Genomic DNA, 25,392 nt, shown 5'->3' with positions numbered 1-25,392 from the left:
TATGGAGCAGGCATATATTAAATGTTACTTACAAAAATCTGACATAGATCTCACTAAGTCAAAATATAGAGTATAAACACTAAAAAACCACCCATACTTATTAATTATCAATAAGTTAATTACATTAAAAATACAAAAAACAAAAGTTCAGAAAAATCATCTGGTCTGAACAGATCATAGTGGTCTCTGGGAGCATTGTATCGACCACTCACCTCGGGTAGCCTGCTCAACCATTAAACAAAATCACACGTTTTTATTGCGGATACCTGCTTTGCATAAAGCAGTACTTTGGACAGGATTTAAATGGACATCAACCTCACATTCGAATGCCCTCTTATAGCATGAAAAACGTAATCAACCCCTGCAAGTCACTGTACTTCGCACCCCCTATTTCAGTCAGGTGGCCGACTTTCGGTAGCCTTACTCTTCAGCTGCGTTTGTCCAAATCTGTTTCAGATTTATTTTCGATTCAATTAAAAGCGCAGCCTCAAAACACGACATCGCCCTCAGTGATTTCAAGTGGAGACTCATAATGAGCCAACCCGAAAAAAATACCCCGGAATCAGTCGACGACACTCGACTTAATAAACGTCTTAAAGACATGCCTATTGCTATCGTTGGAATGGCAAGCATGTTTGCGAACTCTCGTTACTTAAACAAGTTCTGGGATTTGATCAGCGAAAAGATCGATGCAATTACCGAAGTGCCTGATACGCACTGGCGTCCAGAAGATTACTACGATTCAGATCGTACAACGCCAGACAAATCTTACTGTAAGCGCGGTGGTTTCATCCCAGAAGTTGACTTCAACCCTATGGAGTTCGGTCTTCCGCCAAATATCCTTGAACTGACTGATACGTCACAGCTGCTTTCTCTGATCGTGGCAAAAGAAGTACTTGAAGATGCGAAACTTCCTGAAGGTTACGATCGCGATAAGATCGGTATTACGCTCGGTGTGGGTGGTGGTCAGAAGATCGCTCAAAGCCTAAATGCTCGTCTTCAATACCCTGTTTTGAAAAAAGTCTTCAAGAGCAGTGGCATCAACGACGAAGACAGCGAAATGCTGATCAAAAAGTTCCAAGACCAATACATCCACTGGGAAGAGAACTCGTTCCCTGGTTCATTGGGTAACGTTATTTCAGGTCGTATTGCTAACCGCTTTGACCTTGGTGGCATTAACTGTGTAGTAGATGCTGCGTGTGCAGGTTCTCTAGCCGCAATGCGCATGGCTCTGAGTGAGCTGGTTGAAGGTCGCAGTGAAATGATGATCACAGGTGGTGTGTGTACTGATAACTCACCAACCATGTACATGAGTTTCTCGAAAACACCTGCATTTACCACTAATGAAACCATTCAACCTTTCGATATCGACTCCAAAGGCATGATGATTGGTGAAGGCATTGGCATGGTTGCTCTGAAACGTCTTGAAGATGCTGAGCGCGACGGCGACAGAATCTACTCGGTAATTAAAGGTGTCGGTTCTTCTTCGGATGGTAAGTTCAAGAGTATTTACGCGCCTCGCCCTGAAGGACAAGCAAAAGCACTAAAACGTGCTTACGATGATGCTGGTTTCGCACCGCACACGCTTGGCCTTTTAGAAGCGCACGGCACAGGTACCGCAGCAGGTGATGTGGCTGAATTTGGTGGCTTAAACTCGGTATTCAGTGAGAACAACGAAGAGAAGCAACACATTGCGTTAGGCTCTGTGAAATCTCAAATTGGTCACACCAAATCAACCGCAGGTACTGCAGGTTTAATCAAAGCTGCACTGGCACTACACCACAAAGTACTGCCGCCAACGATCAACGTGTCGAGCCCGAATCCTAAACTGGACATCGAGAACTCACCATTCTACCTAAACACACAAACGCGCCCTTGGATGCAACGTGTCGACGGCACACCGCGCCGTGCAGGTATCAGCTCATTCGGTTTTGGTGGCACTAACTTCCACGTTGTATTAGAAGAGTACACGCCAGAGCACGCTCGCGGTGACAAATACCGTCAGCGCCAAGTACCGCAAACTCTGTTGTTCAGCGCAGAATCTCGCCAAGCACTGATCGACGAGCTAAAACAGGTTTCAACTCAAGCTGCCGATGCTGCGTTCAAACTGGAAGCACTTGCTGAGCAACACTCTCTACGTGAAGTAAACGATCAGCATGCTCGTCTTGGTTTAGTCGTGACTGACCAAGCAGACCTTCAAGCGCAACTGACTCAAGCGATTTCTATGCTTGAGAGCCAAACCAAAACACATTGGCAGATGCCGAACGGTACTAGCTACCGTGAGTCAGCACTGATTGCTGAAAACGGTGCAGGTAAAGTCGCGGCACTATTTGCAGGTCAAGGTTCGCAATACCTCAACATGGGTCGCGAGCTTGCTTGTCATTACCCAGAAATGCGCCAACAGCTTGCTCAAGCGGATCAAGTATTTGGTCAGCACAAGAAGACGGCCTTATCGCAAATTCTGTTCCCAATTCCAACTTTCACACCAGAAGCAACCAAAGCTCAAGAAGCTGTGTTAACCAACACGGCCAATGCGCAAAGTGCAATTGGTACTGTGTCTATGGGTCAGTTCGACATCATGACTCAAGCTGGCTTCAAAGCAGATATGGTCGCAGGCCACAGCTTTGGTGAGCTAAGCGCGTTATGTGCATCGGGTGTTATCTCGCAAGAAGATTACTACCAGCTAGCTTTCGCTCGTGGCGATACGATGGCAGCGACACCTGAACAAGGCGACAGCGGTACTATGTTTGCAGTCATCCTAGATGCAGACAAACTTCCAGCCGTTGAAAGCTGCATCAGCCAATTTGAAGGCGTGAGTATTGCTAACTACAACGCTCCGACTCAACTGGTTATTGCAGGTCCAACTGCGACGGTTCAACAAGCAGCACAAGCGCTAACTGAACAAGGCTTCAAAGCGATTGCTCTGCCAGTTTCTGGGGCTTTCCACACACCGCTTGTTGCTCACGCTCAAAAACCATTTGCTTCTGCAATTGATAAAGCTTCATTCAGCGCTCCAACACTGCCGCTTTACTCAAATGCAACGGGCAAGCTGTACAGCAAAGACGCTAAAGCGATTAAGAAAGCATTCAAACAGCACATGCTGCAATCGGTTCGTTTCAGCGAGCAAATTGAAGCGATGTATGAAGCAGGCGCGCGTGTATTCGTTGAGTTCGGTCCGAAAAACATTCTTCAAAAGCTGGTTGAGAAAACATTGGCTGATAAGAACGAAGAGCTTTACGCAATCAGTATCAACCCAAGCCCTAAAGGCGACAGTGACCAACAGCTTCGTTTAGCTGCAGTTCAACTATGCGTGGCAGGTGTTTCATTAGACAACATTGACCCTTACCAAGCTGACATTGCTGAACCTGCGAAGGCATCACCAATGAACATCAAGCTGAATGCAACCAACTACATCAGCCCTGCTACTCGTAAGAAAATGGATCAATCATTGGCTTCGGGCAACGTCACCGAAAAGACTGAGATTGTTGAAGTGAAAGTTGAAGTCGAGAAAATCGTGGAAAAAGAAGTGATTAAAACAGAAATCGTTGAAGTACCTGTGGCTGCTCCTCAAGCTTCAAATGTACAACAGTCAACTGCTCCAGCACCAAGTGCACAAGTAGCAACAGCTGCTCCACAATCACAAGTGGTTCAAACTGCCCCAGCAACTATTCAGCCAGCAGCTCAAGTAACGGTAGATGAGTCTTCATTGCAGTCGTTCTTCAATGCTCAACAACAAGCAGCAGAAGTACATCAGCAGTTCCTTGCGATTCCTCAGCAATACGGTGACACGTTCAACACCCTAATGTCTGAGCAAGCGAAAATGGCAACAGCAGGCGTAGCAATTCCTGAAAACCTACAACGTTCTATGGAGATGTTCCACCAGCACCAAGCAGAGACGCTAAAAGCTCACGCTCATTACCTAGAGATGCAAGCGCACAGCAACAACTCAGCACTTAATATGCTGACGCAAGGTTCAGTACAAACGGCACAACCAACCTTCGTTGCGTCAGTAAATGCTCAACCAGTGATTCAAGCGGCTCCAACAGCTATCGTTCAAGAACCTGTAGCTCAAGTACAAGCGACTCCTGTACAAGCCGCGCCAGTTCAAGCTGCACCGCTTCAAAAGACAGCAGCTCAGCAAGCTCCAGTACAGAAAGCCGTTCCTACACCACAAGTAGCGGCTCAAGCGGCAGCGCCTGTTGCAGCTCAACCTGTGCCAGTTAAAGCGCAACCGGCTCCTGTGGCTGCACCAGTGGCAGTACAATCAGCCGATGCTGAAAAAGTGATGCTAGAAGTGGTCGCTGAGAAAACGGGTTACCCAACGGAAATGCTTGATCTAGAAATGGACATGGAAGCAGACCTTGGTATCGACTCAATCAAGCGCGTAGAGATCCTTGGTACCGTTCAAGACGAAATGCCGAACCTACCAGAGCTGAACCCTGAAGATTTAGCTGAATGTCGTACTCTTGGTGAAATCGTTACCTACATGAACAGCAAGATGCCAGCATCAGCGCCTGTGGCAGCACAACCAAGCGCAACTGCTCCTGTTCAAGCTGCTAACGGTCTTGATGCAAAAGTCGTTCAACAAACCATGCTAGAAGTGGTTGCTGAGAAGACCGGTTACCCAACGGAAATGCTTGATCTAGAAATGGATATGGAAGCAGACCTTGGTATCGACTCAATTAAACGTGTTGAGATTCTTGGTACGGTTCAAGATGAACTGCCTACTCTTCCAGAGCTAAACCCTGAAGATTTAGCTGAGTGTCGCACTCTTGGCGAAATTGTTGCTTACATGAACAGCAAGCTCCCAGCTTCTGCACCAGTTGCAGTACAAACGGAAGTAGGTGCGCCAGCAGCAGCTAACAGCGGTCTAGATGCGGCTGTCGTTCAAAAAACCATGTTAGAAGTAGTGGCAGAGAAGACGGGCTACCCGACTGAAATGCTAGACCTAGCAATGGATATGGAAGCTGACCTTGGTATCGATTCAATCAAACGTGTTGAAATCCTAGGTACGGTTCAAGACGAGCTACCGACTCTTCCAGAGCTAAATCCTGAAGACCTCGCTGAGTGTCGTACTCTAGGCGAAATCGTAGACTACATGAACAGTAAGCTTCCAGCTTCTGCTCCAGTAGCAGCTCAAACATCTGCACCAGTGCAAGCAGTATCAAACGGTTTAAACGCAGAACAAGTTCAAGGCACAATGCTGAGCGTAGTGGCTGATAAAACGGGCTACCCAACAGAAATGCTAGACCTAGCAATGGACATGGAAGCAGACCTTGGCATCGACTCAATCAAACGTGTTGAGATCCTTGGTACGGTTCAAGACCAGCTACCAACATTGCCAGAGCTGAATCCTGAAGACCTGGCTGAGTGTCGTACTCTGGGTGAAATCGTTGACTACATGAATAGTAAGCTAGGCGCTACTGCTACTACGAGTACAGAAGTCGCTGCAGCAACTGTAGAAAGCGCGAGCAACGACCTAAACCCTGCTCACGTTCAATCAACAATGATGGAAGTGGTTGCCGACAAAACAGGTTACCCAGCAGAAATGCTCGACCTAGCGATGGACATGGAAGCAGACCTTGGTATCGACTCAATCAAACGTGTTGAGATTTTAGGTACAGTTCAAGACCAGCTACCAACGCTGCCAGAACTAAACCCTGAAGACCTAGCTGAGTGTCGTACGCTTGGTGAAATCGTTACCTACATGCAAAACAAGCTATCCGCTGCTGCACCCGTAGCGACTCCAAAAGCTGAATCAGTAACGCCTATCGCAGAAACAGCGACAGCGGAACTTCCTCCACACAATGAGGTAGCGCTAAAAAAGCTACCAGCGGCAGATAAACTCGTCGATTGTTTCTCAAAAGACGCTTGTGTCGTGATCACAGATGATGGTCACAACGCCGGTGTTCTATCAGAAAAGTTGACCGCTAACGGCATTCAAGTTGCTGTAGTGCGTAGTGCTCTTTCTGCCGCGTCACCTTTAAACAGTGAAATCGCAAGCTACACACTCAACAGCGTCGATGATGCTGGTGTGACTGCGGTTATTAACGACATCGAAACAGACCTTAAAACGTCGAACAAAGTGATTGCTGGCTTCATTCACCTACAAGCTATCGTTGATGCTAAACAAAGCAACGAGCAAGCGGTTAACTTGAATGCAGACTCAAGAGCTTCGCTGACGACAGCGTTCTTATTCGCGAAGCACCTAAATGGCCAACTGAATGCGGTTTCTGGTCGCAGCGTATTCTTCACGCTAAGCCGTATCGATGGTGGCTTTGGTTACCTAGATACTAAGCAACTAGCGAATGCAGAACTTAACCAAGCGGCTCTATCTGGTCTAACTAAGACACTGAGCCATGAATGGTCAAACGTGTTCTGCCGTGCATTGGATGCTGACGCTTCTATTGATGCTCGTCACCTAGCTGAAGCTATCACAGGCGAACTGTTCGATATCGATACCAACACGGTTGAAATCGGCCTTAGCCATGCAGAAAACGGTGAATCTGGTCGTGCAACATTGATTGCTACAACACCAGGTGCAGCACAAACTAAAAACACAGGCGCTCAACTCACCAAGAGCGATAAAGTTCTCGTAACTGGTGGCGCTAAAGGCGTGACGTTTGAATGTGCACTGACGCTTGCTAAGCAATGTAAATCTCATTTCATTCTTGCAGGTCGTAGTAAGCATATTACTTCAGCTGAGCTACCTCAGTGGGCACAAGGCAAGCAAGAGAAAGAGCTAAAACCAGCGGCTACCGCTCACCTACAAGCAACAGGTGACAAACCAACACCGAAAAAAGTTGATGCCTTGCTAAAACCGGTATTGAGCAGCCTTGAAATCAACGCAGCACTTGCCGCTTTCAACGAGATTGGCGCGAGCGCTGAATACCTAAGTCTAGATGTGTCGAACCATGAGTCTGTAGCGAAAACACTGGCGAATTTCGACGGCATCACGGGGCTAATCCACGGCGCAGGTGTACTGGCTGACAAACACATTCAAGACAAAACGCTTGATGAACTGAACATGGTTTACGGCACCAAAGTGGGTGGACTAGAAGCGGTTCTTGGTGGTCTTGATAGCGGCAAGTTAAAACTGATTGCGATGTTCTCTTCGGCGGCGGGTTTCTATGGAAACACAGGCCAAAGCGATTACTCGATGTCTAACGAGATCCTAAACAAAGCGGCTCTACAACTGTCTGCGCGTAACCCTCAAGCGAAAGTAATGAGCTTCAACTGGGGACCGTGGGACGGCGGCATGGTAAACGCAGCACTGAAACGTATGTTTACAGAGCGTGGTGTGTACGTAATTCCTCTTCAGGCAGGTGCAGAACTGTTTAGCTCTCAACTACTGAACGAAACTGGCATTCAACTGCTGGTTGGTACGAGCATGCAAGGTTCTGACAACAAGGAAGCTGCTGTAAAAAAGCTTAATGCGGAGTCTGTGCATCTTGCAGAGAGTCCGCTGAATACAAGCATCACTGTGACACGTCATCTTGATCCTAAGGCATTGCCTTTCATTCAAGATCACTGCATTGCCGGTAACCCAGTGTTACCGACAGTGTGTGCCATCCAATGGATGCGTGAAGTGGCTGAGCAACTGTTAGGGGTGAACGTTAGCGTTCACAACTACAAACTGCTTAAGGGTGTAATTTTTGATACTGATGAAGTGCAAGAGCTGAAGCTGGTTCTTTCCTCTGATGCTAAATCAAAAGATCAGCTAAAAGCGGTGATCAGTTGCCAAGGGCGACCACAGTATCAAGCTCAGTTGCAAGTTGCCTCTGTGCAAGTGTCTGAAGATGTTCAACAAGCGTCGACAAAACGTTTTGAAGCTAGCACTTCAACACCTGTAACAACGGCACAAGCTCTATACAGTGACGGCACTCTGTTTCACGGACCAAGACTGCAAGGTATTACTTCAGTCGAACGCTTTGACGACTTAGGCTTATTGGCTCAATGCCAGTTGCCTCAGATTGAAAACAGCGACTGCGGATCATTTATTCCGAAGCAAAGTTTTGGTGATAGCCAGCCATTTGCAGAAGATTATCTGTTGCAAGCCATGTTGGTATGGGCTCGATTGAAATACGGCGCGGCAAGCCTACCGTCTGCAATTGGTGAGTTTGTTTGTTACGCACCGATGCACAATGGTGACCAAGGTTGGCTAGAGCTGAACGTGATAAAAAGCACGGCTCGTTCGCTGCAAGCTGATATCTCGCTTTACCACCAAGATGGTCATTTAAGCGCAGTAATGAAAGGTGCCAAAGTCACCATCAGCAAGAGTTTAAATGACGCATTTTTGCCGAAGTCTAGCTCAACAGTATCGAAGAAAGAGTCTAATAAGAACGCAGAAAAGGAGCAATTGACATAGTGACTGTTCCTATTAATAAAGCGATGCCATTGCGCATCGCTCTTTTAGCTCAGCCAACAAATGCGGCTGAGCTTTCTGCCGGCTTATCACCTTCGCTTCCTGAGATGATGACTGTTGTGGTTGATGGCAGTTTTAATCAAGCGCTTACTCAAGCGATTGAGGCAGTCAATCAAGGTAGTGTTGTTAAACTTTGTTTGGATTCTCACACTCTATCATTGGTGATGTTGAGTGCACTGACCGCTGCTCAAAACAAGATTCACCCACACGCGAATTTAGCGAGTTTTGCAGATGCAGCTACCGCAGATAGCGTTCAGCTTGCTCTGGATATTGCACGCCGCCCCGCGACAGATTTAAACCATCAACAGCAACACTCAGCACTCTCTGCTTCGCAGCAGTTTGATGAATTATTGAATATGGTGAATGCGATAGCGAGCCGTTCATTGCCGAGCCATTCATTAGCTAATAATTACTGGTTCACTGAGCCGAACAAAGCACGTGTTGCTTCATTGACCTTTAATGACGATAGCCAAAAAGCCACAAGCCTGATATTGACTCAAGCAACCGGTTTGCAAGAACCAAAGCCACTGCTATCGAGCGATCGTTTGATGTTCGTGGTTTCTGGCAATGGCCAAGCTGAATTGTTTTCTCAGCTAACCTACTTGAGAGAAGAGCTTAAATGCATTAGCGATTCAGCGGACAGCGAAATTGCTATCGCAACCTTAATGCATTCAAACCTAAGTCACTTCCAAAGCATTCAGCACAATGCTGGCCTTAACGCGAACATCGTGATTCAGGCGGCTTCAATTGAGGCTGCAATACAAGAGATCACAGCGCTAGAAAATGCGTTGCCAAAAGTAATGGCTGACAATAGCCACTACAAAACGCCAGCAGGCAGTTGTTTCTCACCGATGCCTCAAAGCAAAGGTGGCGTTGCATTTGTTTACCCTGGTGTTGGCACGGTTTATCCCGGCATGTTGCGCGAGTTTCATCAATATTTCCCACAGTTATTTGCTCGTTTAGAGCGCGAAGGTAACTTGAAAGAGATGCTGCAGGCTGAGAAAACCTACGCTGAAGACTCGCAAGAAATGTCGCTTAGTGAGTTGGCAATTGCCGGTGTCGGCAGTAGTTATCTGTTAACACAACTGTTATGTGATGAATTCAAAGTGCAGCCAGATTTCGCCTTGGGTTACTCCAAGGGTGAAGCCTCCATGTGGGCCAGCTTGAATGTTTGGAAAAACCCACATGCGCTGATTGAGATGACTCAAACCAGTCCGATCTTCACCACGGCTATTTCTGGCGAACTCACCGCAGTGCGTCAAGATTGGCAGCTGAACATCGACGAAAGCATCCAATGGAATAGCTTTGTGGTTCGCAGTGATGCACAAGCAATTGAGGCTCTGTTACCTGAGTTTCCACGTGCTTATCTCGCTATCATCCAAGGTGACACCTGCGTACTGGCTGGCTGTGAAAGCACATGTCGTGCTCTGCTCAAAAAACTGGGTAAGCGTGGCATTGCCGCGAACCGTGTTACTGCAATGCACACCACACCAGCGTTAAGCCAGCATAACCAAGTGCGAGAGTTTTACACGCAACCACTGTTCGACGAGTTGCCAAAGCATATCCGCTTTATCAGCGCAGCAGGTCTACCGACTGGCGCCCCAATCAATATCGACAGCGATAGTATCGCCCTTTCGATTGCCGACACCTTCTGTTCAACGCTCGATTTCACCGCGTTGATCCAGAGTGCGCGTCAACAAGGTGCTCGTCTGTTCGTTGAAGTGGGTGCCGATCGTCAAACCAGCACATTGATCGATAAGATCAACCGCAGCGACAGCGTAGCAGACCAGTACTGCTCAATCGCTTCCAATGCCAAAGGCGGTGACGATATTGTCACGCTCATCAAATGCATTGGTCAGCTCATTACTCATCAAATTCCACTGTCTGTCGAGCCACTTATTCAAGGGCTAGAACAACAGATCACCACCGCTATGCAATTCAGTGGTGTGTCTCAAGGCAGCGCAGTGAATCATCAAGGAGAGCTAGTATGAGTTCTCAATATCAGGCTCAGAATAAGCAGCAAGTGAAGTGCAATAAGATCGCGATTGTCGGTATTGCCAACCAATACCCAGAAGCTGATACGCCAAAAGATTTTTGGCAAAACTTGCTGAACAAAAAAGATTCTCGAACCACATTAAGCGCTGAAAAGTTAGGTGCTAAACCTGAAAGCTATCAGGGTGTGCAAGGTGAGTCAGACCGTTTTTACTGTGATAAAGGTGGCTACATCGAAAACTTCAATTTCGATGGCAATGGCTACCGCTTAACAGCCGAATCATTCAAAGGTGTTGACCAGAGTTTCCTATGGGCTTTGGATACCAGTCGTAAGGCTTTAGTCGACGCTGGCATTGATTTGAATGCCGATGTTTTAGAGCGCACAGGCGTGATCATGGGTGCCCTTTCGTTCCCAACCACACGCTCAAACGACCTGTTTCTGCCGATGTATCACTCGGTGGTCGAGAAAGCACTCAAAGATAAATTGGCTAATGACCAATTTTCACTGCTACCAACCAATGAAACTGCTCAAGACCTCAACCCGATCAACGGTGCTGCAGCACACAACGCCTCTAAGTTAGTAGCTGATGCGTTAGGTTTAGGCAACGTACAACTTAGCCTAGATGCGGCATGTGCAAGTTCTGTGTATTCATTGAAGTTAGCGTGTGATTACTTAAACACAGGCAAAGCCGACATGATGTTGGCAGGCGCGGTATCCGGTGCTGACCCATTCTTTATCAACATGGGTTTTTCCATTTTCCACGCTTACCCTGACCACGGTGTGTCGGTTCCGTTTGATAGCAACAGTAAAGGCCTGTTTGCTGGCGAAGGTGCCGGTGTTTTAGTGCTAAAACGCTTAGCTGATGCAGAGCGTGATGGCGACAACATCTACGCAGTCGTCAGCGGTATTGGCTTGTCGAACGATGGCCGTGGCCAGTTCGTATTAAGTCCAAATAGCAAGGGACAAGTCCAAGCCTTTGAACGCGCTTACGAGGCTTCAAACCTATCACCAGACAGCATTGAAGTGATTGAGTGTCACGCAACCGGAACACCATTAGGTGACAAGGTTGAGTTAACCTCAATGGAGCGTTTCTTTGCTGACAAATTGAATGGTTCTAACCCGCCATTGATTGGCTCAGCCAAGTCCAACCTCGGTCACTTGCTGACTGCGGCAGGTATGCCAGGGATCATGAAAATGATCTTTGCGATGAAAGAAGGTGTGCTTCCTCCAAGTATTAATTTGGATAAGCCACTATCGTCGTCAGAAGGTTTATTTGGCTCACAGACTCTGCCAACGCAGGTTCAACCTTGGCCAAGTAAAGCGGGCAACTCAGAGCGCTGTGCGGGTGTTTCTGTATTTGGTTTCGGTGGTTGTAATGCTCACTTACTGCTTGAAGCGTATTCAGGTACGGGTCATGCAAACCAGACTCTAGAGTCAGCATCTCCAAGCCTACAATCGCCTAATTTAAGCATTACTGGTCTCGCGTCTCACTTCGGTTCTCTGCAAAGCATCAATGCACTAAGCACTGCGATTGAGACTAACAGCGATGCTTTCATTACCTTGCCGAAGAAACGCTGGAAAGGCTTAGACCAACATCCAGAACTGCTGAATCAGTTTGGTTTACACGGCATTCCAAATGGCGCGTACATCGATCAATTCGACCTCGATTTCCTACGCTTCAAAGTGCCGCCTAATGAAGATGACCGTTTGATCTCTCAGCAGTTGCTACTGATGAAAGTTGCAGACGAAGCCATCAAAGATGCCAAGCTTGTAGCAGGCCAAAAGGTAGCAGTACTCGTCGCTATGGAAACAGAGCTTGAGATGCACCAATTCCGTGGACGCGTAAACCTGCATAGCCAATTGGCTGACAGCTTTACCAACATGGGGATTGAGCTGACACAAGACGAATACCAAGCGCTAGAAACCATTGCGATGGACAGTGTGATGGACGCAGCCAAGCTGAACCAGTACACCAGTTTCATCGGTAATATCATGGCTTCGCGCATCTCTTCATTGTGGGACTTTAACGGCCCTGCCTTTACGATTTCAGCCGCTGAACAGTCGGTTGCTCGTTGTATCGATGTCGCACAAAACCTAATGTCGCAAGAATCCATGGATGCAGTCGTGATTGCAGCCGTTGACCTTAGCGGCAGCGCAGAACATGTGATTCTGAAGAACAGCGTGAGCCCAGTGTCACTTGACCCTAAATTCGGACAACCGCAAGACGGCAGTTGGAATGTCGGTGAAGGCGCTGGTGCAATCGTTCTTGTTGAAGAGAGTCGAGCCACCGGAAACCAAGATACGGCTTACGGCAGCATCAATGCATTGGCCTTTGGTTCAAGCGAGCGTAGCAACGCCGTTGCTGATGAGTTACTGACTCAAGCAGGCATCGGCTCGAACGATGTATCTTTGCTTGAGCTTAACCATGCACCAGAGTCTTCATCACACGAGCTTGTATCTCTCAATCTAAGTGTAACCAAGACCACTCAAGCAAGTCTACGTGTGGGTCACTGCTCTGCAGCTTCTGGCATGGCAAGTCTGCTACACGGCCTGCTCAACCTGAACCTTGAGTCTCTGAATCCAAACATCAGCTCTAAGAGCGCGATTGTTGCCAACATCAGCGAAGGACAATGTTCACAGCTGCTACTAAGCCAGTCGAGTGTTGAATCTCAGTCACTTTCCGTTCGTTTAAGCAATGAACTAGCGAGCGATGCTAAACGTCAATTGGTTAAGCAAGTGACATTAGGTGGTCGCGATATCTATCAACATATTGCTCAAACCCCAGTGACCAACTTGGCAACGATTCAACAGAAAGCTTCTGGTAAACAAGCAGCAAGAGTGGCGTCGATTCCAACGACAGCAAGCATTCAAGCAGCCCTTGCGCAAAAAGAGTTAGAGAAGAAAACATTAGCGCAGAACGCGGTAGAGCCAGTAATCGAAACTCCTACATCAGTATCCCCTACTCTGGCGCCAACTCGCCACAGTCAGCTAACAGGTAACCACAGCAATATGACTCATGTCCTATCCGCTAAAAATGGCGCGTCTCAAATCGACGCTAAGACGGATGCAGCATTACAACCGTCTGTAACACCACATAACCAAGCTTTTGCTCAAAACCAGCAAGCGGCCCAGCAAGTACACAAAGCATTCCTGCACACTCGTGCCCAAGGCATGCAGATGGCTGATGCACTATTAAAGGCACAGTTAAACGCAATTACGTCTGGTTTAGATAGCTCAGCTGAAACATCAGATCAACCAGCTCAAGTTCAGTCAGTGCCAGTAAACGCACTTACGACGCCAGCACCAGTAAAACCTATCCGTAAGCCATGTATCTGGGATTACGATGATCTGGTTGAATACGCTGAAGGTGATATCGCCAATGTATTTGGTCCTGACTACGCGATCATCGATAGCTACTCGCGCCGCGTTCGCTTACCAACCACTGACTACCTATTGGTATCTCGTGTAACCAAGCTCAACGCGACAGTGAACGAATACAAGCCAAGCACCATGACCACAGAATACGACATCCCAGTTGATGCGCCGTATCTTGTCGATGGTCAGATCCCTTGGGCTGTCGCGGTAGAATCTGGTCAGTGTGACCTAATGCTGATTAGCTACTTAGGCATTGATTTTGAAAACAAAGGCGAACGTGTTTACCGCCTGCTTGATTGCACATTAACTTTCCTTGGCGACTTGCCTCGTGGTGGCGATACGCTGCGTTACGATATCTCAATCAATAGCTTTGCTCGCAATGGCGATACGTTGCTGTTCTTCTTCTCGTACGAATGTTTCGTTGGCGACAAGATGATCCTGAAAATGGACAACGGTTGTGCAGGCTTCTTCACTGATGAAGAGCTAGCAGACGGCAAAGGTGTGATTCACACTGAAGACGAAATCAAAGCTCGTAAGCTTGCAACTAAGCAACGCTTCGACCCAATGTTGCACTGCCCTAAAACCCAGTTTAACCACCAAGAACTGCGTCACCTACTGACTGCAAACATCGCAGAGTGTTTTGGCCCAACTCACCAATCTGATCGCCACCAACCTTCTTTATGTTTCAGCTCAGAGAAATTCATGATGATCGAAAAGGTCAGCCGTGTTGAACCGCAAGGCGGCACATGGGGACTTGGTCTGATTGAAGGTCACAAACAGCTAGAGCCTGAGCATTGGTACTTCCCTTGTCATTTCAAAGATGACTCAGTAATGGCCGGCTCTTTGATGGCAGAAGGTTGTGGTCAACTGCTGCAATTCTTCATGATGCACCTTGGCATGCACACGCTTGTTCAAAATGGTCGTTTCCAGCCGCTTGAAAATGCGCCTCAACAAGTACGCTGTCGTGGTCAAGTTCTACCACAATCGGCAGAACTGACTTACCGCATGGAAGTGACCGAGATTGGTCTAAGCCCTCGCCCATACGCGAAAGCTAACATCGATATTTTGCTGAACGGCAAAGTGATTGTTGATTTCCAAAACTTAGGTGTAATGATCAAAGAAGACGACGAATGTACTCGTTACCTGCCTTCTTTAGAAACAGCTGTCGCAACCCCTGTTATCGAAAACTTGGGCCATACACCAGCAGTGAATCAACAAGCTTCAGCAAATGCGCCATTAATGGCTCAAATTGAAGACCTAGCAACAGCGCCAAACAAAGGTGTCGTTCCTCTTCAACACGTTGAAGCTCCAGTAACTCCTGATTACCCGAACCGCACACCAGACACAGTTCCGTTCACGCCTTACCACATGTTCGAATTCGCAACAGGCGATATCGAGAAATGTTTCGGCCCTGACTTCTCTATCTACCGTGGCATGATTCCACCACGTACTCCGTGTGGCGATCTGCAGCTAACCACTCGTGTCGTAGAGATTGATGGCAAGCGTGGCGACTTCAAGAAGCCTTCATCGTGTATCGCAGAATACGAAGTGCCAGAAAATGCATGGTACTTTGATGAAAACAGCCACCACACCTTGATGCCTTATTCGGTATTGATGGAGATTTCACTGCAGCCAAACGGCTTTATCTCTGGCTACATGGGCACCACGCTTGGCTTCCCAGGTGAAGAACTGTTTTTCCGTAACCTAGATGGCAGCGGCAAAATGCTGCGTAACGTCGACTTGCGTGGCAAAACGATTACCAACGATTCTCGTCTGCTTTCAACGGTAATGATGGGTACTAACATCGTACAGAGCTTCAGCTTCGAACTGAGTACTGACGGCGTGCCTTTCTACCAAGGTACGGCGGTATTTGGTTACTTCAAGGGCGCAGCACTGAAAGATCAACTTGGTTTGGACAACGGTAAAGTGACTCACCCTTGGCACGTTGATAACAACCGCACTCCGGATGTAAACATCAACCTACTAGATAAAACGACGCGTTACTTCAATGCACCTGTTTCTGCTACTGGTGAAGTGCAAGAGCATTACCAATTGGCTGGCGGTCGATTGAACTTCATCGATACCGTGCAGATCACCAGTGATGGTGGTAAAGATGGTCTTGGTTACCTATACGCTGAGCGTACGATCGACCCTAGTGATTGGTTCTTCCAGTTCCACTTCCATCAAGATCCGGTAATGCCTGGTTCTCTAGGTGTCGAAGCGATCATCGAACTGATGCAAACCTACGCGCTAAACAAAGATCTTGGCGCAGGCTTCCGCAATCCGAAATTTGGTCAAATCCAATCTGAAGTGAAATGGAAATACCGTGGTCAGATTAACCCTCTGAACAAGCAAATGTCTCTGGATGTACACATCACTGCGATTAAAGACGAAGACGGCAAACGTATCATCGTTGGCGACGCAAACCTGAGCAAAGATGGTCTGCGTATTTACGAAGTGAAAGACATCGCGATTTGTATCGAAGAAGCCCCTGCTACCGATAAAGCTCCTGGTATCAAGAAAGCATAAGCCGCCATTAGAGACAGAGAATTAGGAAAGAATTTAGTATGACAACTCAAACTACTATTAATAACGAAAAGCTATCTCCGTGGCCTTGGCAGATCGAAGAGAGCACAACTCGCTTTGATAACGCGGCAATGTCGACAATATTGAAAGACTTAAGCCTTGCTTGTTACGTCGTGAACCACCCAGAAAAAGGTTTAGGCGTTAGCCAACAAGCAGAGATTGCATCGGGTGATTCAGCAAGCTCAGCAAACAGCCAACCTGTTAGCGCCTTTGCTCCAGCTCTTGGTACGCAAAGCCTAGGCGACGAAGATTTTCGTCGCTGTCATGGCGTTAAATACGCTTACTATGCAGGCGCAATGGCAAACGGCATTTCATCTGAAGAGTTGGTGATTGCGCTTGGTCAAGCTGGCATTCTTTGTTCATTTGGCGCGGCGGGCTTAATCCCGTCTCGTGTTGAGCAAGCGATCAACCGTATCCAAGCAGCACTGCCAAACGGCCCTTACGCGTTTAACCTGATTCACAGCCCAAGCGAACCTGCGCTAGAACGCGGCAGTGTTGAGCTGTTTTTGAAGCACAAGGTAAAAACCGTTGAGGCTTCTGCCTTCTTAGGTTTAACACCGCAAATCGTTCACTACCGTGCTGCAGGTCTTAGCCGCGATGCACAAGGCGAGATACAGATTGGCAACAAGGTTATTGCTAAGGTGAGCCGTACTGAAGTCGCAAGTAAATTCATGCAGCCTGCTCCTGTAAAAATGCTGCAAGCTCTGGTTGATGAAGGCCGAATCACAGCAGAACAGATGGAACTGGCACAACTGGTTCCTATGGCTGATGACATTACTGCAGAGGCCGATTCTGGTGGTCACACCGATAATCGTCCGCTAGTAACCCTGTTACCAACGATTCTGGCACTGAAAGAGCAAATCCAAGCTCAGTACCAATTCAAAACACCGCTACGTGTCGGTTGTGGTGGTGGCGTAGGTACGCCTGACGCTGCTCTAGCAACGTTTAACATGGGTGCGGCATACATTGTTACTGGTTCAATCAACCAAGCGTGTGTTGAGGCCGGCGCGAGCGAACACACACGTAAGCTGCTTTCGACAACCGAAATGGCTGACGTGACTATGGCTCCGGCAGCAGACATGTTCGAAATGGGCGTGAAACTGCAAGTGGTTAAGCGCGGCACCTTGTTCCCAATGCGTGCCAACAAACTGTATGAGCTATACACACGTTACGACTCGATTGAAGCGATTCCAGTAGAAGAGCGTCTGAAGCTAGAGAAGCAGGTATTCCGTTCAACATTGGATGACATTTGGGCTGGCACTGTCGCGCACTTTAACGAGCGCGACCCTAAACAGATCGAACGCGCTGAAGGCAATCCAAAACGCAAAATGGCGTTGATCTTCCGTTGGTACTTAGGGCTTTCTAGCCGTTGGTCAAACACGGGCGAACAAGGTCGTGAGATGGATTACCAAGTATGGGCAGGCCCGGCACTTGGCGCATTCAACGCGTGGGCGAAAGACAGCTACCTAGACGATTACCAACAGCGTAATGCCGTCGATCTTGCTAAGCATTTGATGCACGGTGCTGCGTACTTGGCTCGTGTTAATCTTCTTACCTCACAAGGTATCAAGCTTGATCCAGAGCTAGCACGTTGGAAGCCGACGCAAAGAATGGCATAGGCATTTCAATACAGAGTTAATTAAACTCAACGAATAAAAAAAGCGACCTTATCGGGTCGCTTTTCTTTTGGTCATTCTTCTTAAGCTAGCTAAAAGATTAAGATTTCTGCATACGCTTTTTCAAGCGTGCCAAATCAATCGCGCTTGAGCGAACGGTCAATTTAATACACTCGTAGTCGTACTCTTCTTTTACCACACTCATGTTTGAGCGAATCTCACCAATTATGCCTTGGCCAGAATAAGGAATCGTGATCTCTTCTTCGATCATGCCTTCTTCAGCAACACCAACGATGTACTTGTGCAGTTTCGTGATATCCAGAGGATCACGAGTTGACGTTAGCATCGCATCTGGGAATTCTTCGATAAGCTCTAATTGCTGCTCTTCAGTCAATCTATCGCACTTATTCAGCACTAATAGTTTTTCGCTACCTTCTACACCCACTTGAGCTAATACGTCGTGTACCACATCAAGTTGTGCGCGGAATGAAACATCAGAAGCATCAACGACATATAGCAGCAATGAAGCATCATGCGCTTCTGCTAGCGTAGAGTGGAACGAAGCAACCAGATCGTGTGGCAATTTCTTGATGAAACCCACTGTATCCGAAACCAGAATACGCGGCTGAGTAATTGGTTGAAGCGCACGCACCGTGGTGTCTAGCGTTGCGAACAGTTTATCTTCACCCACCACTTCGGTTGCGGTCATTGCACGCATCATCGAAGATTTACCGGCATTGGTGTAGCCAACTAAAGCAACAGTGAAAAGCTCCGCGCGCCTTGTGCGTCGGGTCTTCATTTCATCTTGTACGCTTACTAGCTCACGCTTAAGCGCAGCAATTTGGTCACGTACGTTACGACGGTCTAGCTCTAGTGAAGTTTCACCAGCGCCCTGACCCATTTGACGCTCTTTATCACCCTCAGCCGTTTCACGAAGTCGCGGCACTAAGTAGTTTAGACGAGCGATATCAACTTGCAGACGAGCAGTACGAGTACGAGCGTGGCGGCTGAAGATTTCGATGATGATGCCAGTACGGTCAAATACTTCCACCCCCAAACTCGCCTCGACAGTGCGCAGTTGAGATGGGCTTAAATCACAGTCAAAGACCACAACATCAGCGGCACCGTATTGGAAATTGCCCGTTGGAAGATCATCAAAATCTAGCTCGTCGATTTCTGAATCGAACAGGCCCGATTCATCAAGGAAGTCTTCATCTTCTGCTTCTTCAATCGAACCTTGGTAACCGGTTAGATGAGCAATTTCCGCAAGCTTACCAGCACCCAACACGTTTTGTCGTTGAGCTGAACTGTGGTGCTGCGATTGAGTACCAACCACTTTAAACCCTAGGGTTGTTACTAAGCGAGCAAGTTCGGCAAGAGACTCTTTTGCTTCGTCACCTTTGAAGTCCGGTGTCGTAATAGAAATAAGTAAAGCGTTACTAGCTGAGGGTTTTGCTGTTAGTTTCATGTATTCTTCTGTTTATGCACCAAAGTGCAACCTAGTATTTGGTCTAAAGTTGACTCGATCCTACGCGTTTCTACGTCAGCTTTATATAGCCACATCACACTAAATATCAGCTTTGATGATAATTAACTGTCTACTCGATGATTATTCACAATAAAAAACGACCCATCAGGTCGCTTTTTATTGCCTACAACGGCATTTTTATACCTACTTAAACTATCAAACAAGTTAATTACTCACTGCAATAGGGTCAGGAGATCCGTCGGGATCATTATTCACATCTCCATCCAAAGAGAATGAGCCTCCGGTGGCTAACAGTACTCCACAAAAGTGAGGAGCCGCCATTGAGGTACCATTGTAAGAAACCGTTCCTCCGCCCGTTTTGGTCGATAACACATCGACTCCAGGTTGAGCGTAATCTACATCAGAGCCATAATTGGAAAAGTAAGCGAAATTATCGTTAGATTCGCCAAATGCGGAAATAGTAAATATATTCGTGCCGTTGGTACTCGCTGGCGTAAACCCACTGGCATCTTGCCCTGAATTACCCGCTGCGATTGAGAAAAATATCCCTTGGGTAGCGGCTGTTTTAATCGCGCTATCCAAGGCGGCTGAATATCCGGCTCCTCCCAAACTCATATTGGCACAGTCACCAGAGTCACCATAGCGAGCAACATGATCAACACCAGCAATAACTCCGGACATTGAACCACTACCACTATTATCCAGAACTCGAACAGGGATCACTTCCACACCGGGCGCAACACCAATGACATCAAAGCCATCGTCGTAAGCTCCTATCGTTCCTGCTACATGCGTGCCGTGACCATTACCATCGCTAGTATTATTTTTCTTACCGCGAGTAAAGTTTGCCCCTCGAGATTTGTTTACATTTAAATCTGGGTGGTTACTGTCAATACCCGAGTCTATAACCCAAGCAACAGATGAGGAATTACTCATATCAACAGTACCACCTTTGACTCTGGTTACACCCCAAGGAACCTGTTGAACAGCCCGCTCAACACTATCTCCACCTCCGCCTCGATTAGGTTTCCCCCCTCGTGGCAAAGCGTACATGACGATATCAGGCTCAATGTAATCAATCTCGGGGAACCTATTTTTAAGACCTTTGAGAGCTTGCTCTGGGACCTTAAGAGAAAACCCTTTCAAGGCGTGGCTATATTGATGGCCGATCACACCGTGTCCTTTAGCAACTTCACGCGCGATATCATTCGCCCGAGATTCCGATACACTCTCTTTTAAAACGACAATATAACTGTCTCTCAAATCATGATTAACAACAGCAGATACAGGAGAGGAAAGAAGAGCAAGTGACATTGATCCTGCAAATATTTGGACTCTCATACAGACATCCTTTTTCCAAAAATTAATATCTCATAAAGCATAGGTGCTAATGAGTTTTTTATCACTAATATGACAGTTAAGCTGTCCTGATACAAAAACACCCCATCCAATGATGAGGTGTTTGGTGAAACTAACTTGCTAGCAACACTTAGAAATCAATTCTCGCTTCCGTCTGAGCATCAAAGAATACTGCTTTGGATAAATCAAAATGCAGCGGCGCCATTTGCCCAACTGACACTTCAAATTCTGGCGACAAGCGACATGCCACTTCTTGGTCGTTCACTTTCACCATCGCAATCGTATCTGGCCCTGTAGGTTCCAAGACTTCCAACTGTAAATCTAGCTTGGTCGTTGCTGACACATCCTCACTATCCTGCTCGGTGATGTGTTCAGGGCGTAGGCCAATCACCACTTCTTTACCATCTTGCTCACGCATACTTTGTGGCAAGCGAATATGATGTTCTTGTTCAGCCGTACCCGTTACTTTGATGATCGGATTCTGATCGTCATCCAAATCCACCATGGTCTTAATGAAGTTCATTGATGGTGAACCCATAAAGCCCGCGACAAACATATTGTTTGGCTTGGTGTAGATCTCTTGAGGCGTACCGAGTTGCTGCAATTCACCATCTTTCATCACCGCAATACGGTCCGCCAAGGTCATCGCCTCTATTTGGTCATGGGTGACGTAAACAATGGTGGTGTTCAGCTTTTGGTGAAGGCGTTTAATCTGATGACGCATTTCAACACGCAGCTTGGCATCCAAGTTAGAAAGCGGTTCATCAAACAAGTACAGCTTAGGACGACGCGCCAAAGCACGCCCCATCGCGACACGTTGACGCTGACCACCAGATAGCTGTGATGGTTTACGATCAAGCAGTTGTTCAATTTGTAGCATTTCAGCAACTCGATTCACTTCTGCATCGATCTCGTCTTGTGGCATCTTGCGAATCTTCAAACCGAAGGCGATATTGCCGCGTACCGTCATGTTTGGGTATAGTGCATATGATTGGAATACCATCGCGATGTCACGGTCTTTGGGTTCAACCTGAGCCACGTCTACACCATCAATCACAATCTCGCCCGAGCTAATATTCTCTAACCCAGCAATGGTGTTCATTAGGGTTGATTTTCCACACCCCGAAGGGCCGACAAGTATCAAAAATTCCCCCGAATCGATACTGATGTCGATGCCCTTTAACGTTTCGTTGTCCGCGTTGCGATAGGTTTTACGGATCTGTTTTAAATCTAATGTTGCCATGGGTAATTATCCTTTTACTGATCCTGCCGTTAGGCCACGAACAAAATATTTTCCTGCGAAGACATACACCAGCAGCGTTGGCAGTGCGGCGATGATCGCGGCAGCCATATCGACGTTATATTCTTTAACGCCTGTACTGGTGTTCACCAAGTTGTTTAATGCCACGGTAATTGGCTGAGTTTCTGAGCCGGAATAGACCACCCCGAACAGGAAATCGTTCCAGATTGCGGTGAACTGCCAGATCACCGTCACCATGATGATTGGCGTGGAGATCGGTAATAAGATCTTAAAGAAAATCGTAAAGAAGCCTGCACCATCTAGCTTTGCCGCTTTGATCAATTCATCAGGAATCGAGATATAGAAGTTACGGAAAAACAGAGTCGTAAACGCCATGCCGTAGATAACGTGCACAATCACCAGACCGATGGTTGTGTTTGCTAAACCCATCTTGCCAAGCATGGTTGCCATTGGCAGTAACACAACTTGGAACGGAATAAAGCAACCGAACAACAACAAACTAAAGAACAGGTTTGAGCCTCGGAATTGCCACTTAGTAACCACATAACCATTGAATGCGCCGAGCAATGTTGATATCGCTACAGCAGGAATCACCATTTGGAACGAGTTCCAGAAGTAGCCTTTGATGCCTTCACATTTCACGCCAGTACAAGCGGTATCCCACGCTTTATACCAAGCATCAAACACCCACTCTTTCGGTAAGCTCATCAGGTTGCCCGCCTTAATGTCTGGCAAAGTTTTGAATGAGGTCAGTACCATCACAAACAGTGGCATTAAATAAACTAAGCAGAAGAAAAGCAGTGCTGAATAGATAAACATTCGAGCAAAGTTGATGTTGTTCATCATGACTTTTTCTCCCTAAGTTCAGAGTAAAGATAAGGCACGAGAATCGCTAAAATACCAGCAAGCATCATCATGGCACTGGCAGCACCAAGGCCGATTTGTCCTCGTGTGAATGAGTGTGCGTACATGAATAGCGCAGGAAGATCCGATGAATAACCCGGGCCACCCGCTGTCATTGCCGTCACAAGGTCGAAACTCTTAATCGCAATGTGTGAGGTGATGATCACCGCACTGAAAACCACAGGACGCAAGCAAGGCAGAATGATTTTGAGATAAATAGTGGGTAAGCTTGCCCCATCAATTTGAGCGGCTTTGATGATTGAAGAATCGATGCCACGTAGGCCGGCTAAGAACATCGCCATCACGAAGCCCGATGATTGCCAAAGTGCTGCGATAACCAAGGTATATACCGACATTTCGGAGTCGACTAGCCAATCAAATTTGAAGTCAGTAAATCCCCAGTCTTGCATCAACTTTTCAATGCCAAGACCTGGGTTAAGGATCCACTTCCACGCCGTACCTGTCACGATGAATGACAGCGCCATTGGGTAGAGATAGATAGTGCGAATCGCCCCTTCTTGACGGATATTCTGGTCAAGCAATACCGCTAAACCGACACCAAGCAAGATAGCAATCGCCATAAATAGAAAACCAAATACGCCGAGGTTGGTGATTGAAGTGATCCAGCGATCGTTGTCCATCAGCTTTTCATATTGGGTTAAACCAACGAAGTTGAAGCTCGGTAGAAATCGAGAGTTAGTGAACGACAACGCTGCCGTCCAAAAAATGTAGCCGTAGATACACACCACGGTCACTAACGCGGTCGGCGCTAGCACAATCTTAGGTAGCCAATGTTGCAACCTGTCAGCAAAACTCGGTTTCGGTGCAGGCTGGCTCCTTGTGGGTTTTGGAGTCGACTCAGTCAAAACATGCTCCATAACTTATCCTTGTTGCACAATCGAGCCAATGGCTTACCTTTCGGCACCACATCAGCATCACGCATATCAGAATTGGGAGTGAAGAGTAGATAGGCTCCCTACGAGCCTACCCACCCTGGGGGTTCGATAAAGCAACACAACCCGTCACTCATGTGCGTTGTGTGTCACTTATCAAGTTAGATTAGATAGCCGCTTTCACTGCTTTCGCTAACTTAGCTGCCGCTTCTTTTGGATCGGCATCTTTCTCATTGAAGAAGTTGGTTACCACGTCGTAAATTGCGCCTTGCGCGTAACTTGTCGTCGCTAGGCCGTGAGCCATACTCGGAACAAGATCGCCAGATTCCGCACTCGCTTTAAAGGTTGCCATAGAGTCCAACGCACATTGGTCGAACTTAGACATATCCATATCGAGACGTACAGGGATAGAACCTTTGTTTAGGTTAAAGACTTCTTGGAAATCTTTAGTAAGAATGGTTTTTGCTAGGTCTTGTTGCGCTTTTTGGTTCTCTTTGTCACTTAGTTCAAAGAACGCAAAGCTATCGATGTTGAAAGTGAATTGGCCATCAGTACCCGGAGCTGGGGCACAGATGTAGTCTTTACCCGGTACTTTACCTGCTGCAGTAAACTCACCTTTCGCCCAGTCGCCCATGATCTGCATCGCAGCTTCACCATTGATAACCATTGAAGTTGCTACGTTCCAATCACGACCCGGCGAGTTGCTGTCGATGTAGTCACGCATCTTTTTAAACTTGGTGAATACTTCCACCATTTTGTCGCCAGATAAAACGTCCATATCAAGATCAACGAATGCTTTGTTGTAGTCTTCACTGCCTAGTACATCAAGCGCCACCGCTTCGAAGACTGTCGCGTCTTGCCAAGGTTGACCACCGTGAGCCAGTGGAATGAAGCCAGCCGCTTTGATCTTGTCTGCCGCCACAAAGAACTCATCTAATGTGGTTGGAACGGTAACACCTGATTTTTCTAAAACAACAGGATTCGCCCAAAGCCAGTTAACACGGTGAACGTTGACAGGAACCGCCACATATTCTCCGTCCCACTTCATCACTTTGGTCACAACCTCTGGCAGTAACTCATCCCACTGTTCTTGTTTTGCTGTTGCATCGAGAGACGTAAGAAAACCTAAACCACCCCACTCTTGAATATCATGACCTTTGATCTGCGCAGCAGATGGTGGGTTACCTGATACTGCTCGCGTTTTCAAAACGGTCATCGCACTTTCACCGCCACCACCAGCAACAGCGAAATCTTTCCAAGTATGACCTTGTTCTTCAATCATCTCTTTCAGTACCGCAGCGGATTTTGCTTCGCCACCAGCAGTCCACCAGTGAAGCACTTCCACTTCACCAGCTTGAGAAAATGTTGAGGCAGCAAGAAGAGATAGAGTAAGTAGGGTTTTATTGATTTTCATTATTATCTTCCATGTTTAGCGGACTCGACGTCCGGTTCAATACAGAGTCTACTTATTCTGATTTGTAAGATTGAAACA

General features: G+C 47.2%; 10 protein-coding genes. 4 read left to right on the top strand and 6 right to left on the bottom strand.

Features of this window, described 5'->3' with window-relative positions; translation table 11 throughout:
• The first annotated feature begins 532 nt into the window (after window positions 1-532).
• From OC193_RS04640 to pfaD, 4 genes are read left to right on the top strand one after another with little or no spacing between them, the layout of a single operon-like run.
• Window positions 533-8,368: a type I polyketide synthase gene (locus OC193_RS04640; RefSeq protein WP_048664264.1), complete on the top strand. Its 7,836-nt coding sequence runs from the start codon at window positions 533-535 to the stop codon at window positions 8,366-8,368.
• Complete coding sequence (locus OC193_RS04635) at window positions 8,368-10,416, top strand: PfaB family protein (protein ID WP_048664266.1); 2,049 nt, start codon at window positions 8,368-8,370, stop codon at window positions 10,414-10,416. Before OC193_RS04640 ends, OC193_RS04635 begins: the two co-directional genes overlap by 1 nt.
• A complete protein-coding gene (locus OC193_RS04630) occupies window positions 10,413-16,322 on the top strand; it encodes a hotdog fold thioesterase (RefSeq protein WP_048664268.1) in 5,910 nt (1,969 codons plus the stop codon). The genes OC193_RS04635 and OC193_RS04630 overlap by 4 nt, the downstream gene beginning before the upstream one ends.
• Before the next feature lie 38 nt (window positions 16,323-16,360).
• Window positions 16,361-17,998: an eicosapentaenoate synthase subunit PfaD gene (gene pfaD, locus OC193_RS04625; protein WP_048664270.1), complete on the top strand. Its 1,638-nt coding sequence runs from the start codon at window positions 16,361-16,363 to the stop codon at window positions 17,996-17,998.
• A gap of 97 nt (window positions 17,999-18,095) precedes the next feature.
• Here the strand turns inward: pfaD and hflX are convergent, their stop codons facing one another.
• From hflX to OC193_RS04595, 6 genes are all read right to left on the bottom strand, one after another.
• The gene (gene hflX, locus OC193_RS04620) at window positions 18,096-19,463 is read right to left on the bottom strand and encodes a GTPase HflX (protein ID WP_048664272.1); all 1,368 of its coding nucleotides are present in this window, start codon (window positions 19,461-19,463) and stop codon (window positions 18,096-18,098) included.
• 225 nt (window positions 19,464-19,688) lie between these two features.
• Window positions 19,689-20,825 carry a S8 family serine peptidase gene (locus OC193_RS04615; protein WP_048664273.1) on the bottom strand — a complete coding sequence of 379 codons (1,137 nt, stop codon included), beginning with the start codon at window positions 20,823-20,825 and terminating at the stop codon, window positions 19,689-19,691.
• Window positions 20,826-20,973: 148 nt separating this feature from the next.
• Window positions 20,974-22,086, bottom strand: coding sequence for an ABC transporter ATP-binding protein (locus tag OC193_RS04610; RefSeq protein WP_048664275.1), 1,113 nt, complete (start codon window positions 22,084-22,086; stop codon window positions 20,974-20,976).
• Window positions 22,087-22,092: 6 nt separating this feature from the next.
• Window positions 22,093-22,950 (bottom strand): carbohydrate ABC transporter permease, encoded by an 858-nt coding sequence (locus OC193_RS04605; RefSeq protein ID WP_048661487.1) that lies wholly within the window; start codon window positions 22,948-22,950, stop codon window positions 22,093-22,095.
• Window positions 22,947-23,885, bottom strand: coding sequence for a carbohydrate ABC transporter permease (locus tag OC193_RS04600; protein ID WP_009848503.1), 939 nt, complete (start codon window positions 23,883-23,885; stop codon window positions 22,947-22,949). Before OC193_RS04600 ends, OC193_RS04605 begins: the two co-directional genes overlap by 4 nt.
• A gap of 181 nt (window positions 23,886-24,066) precedes the next feature.
• Entirely contained in the window at window positions 24,067-25,314 is a 1,248-nt protein-coding gene (locus tag OC193_RS04595) for an ABC transporter substrate-binding protein (RefSeq protein WP_048664276.1), read from the bottom strand.
• Window positions 25,315-25,392: the final 78 nt, after the last annotated feature.

The sequence above is a fragment of the Vibrio crassostreae genome (genome assembly GCF_024347415.1).
Lineage (GTDB): Bacteria > Pseudomonadota > Gammaproteobacteria > Enterobacterales > Vibrionaceae > Vibrio > Vibrio crassostreae.
Note: the sequence above shows the minus strand (reverse complement) of the source record. Positions and strands in the feature narration are given on the sequence as shown.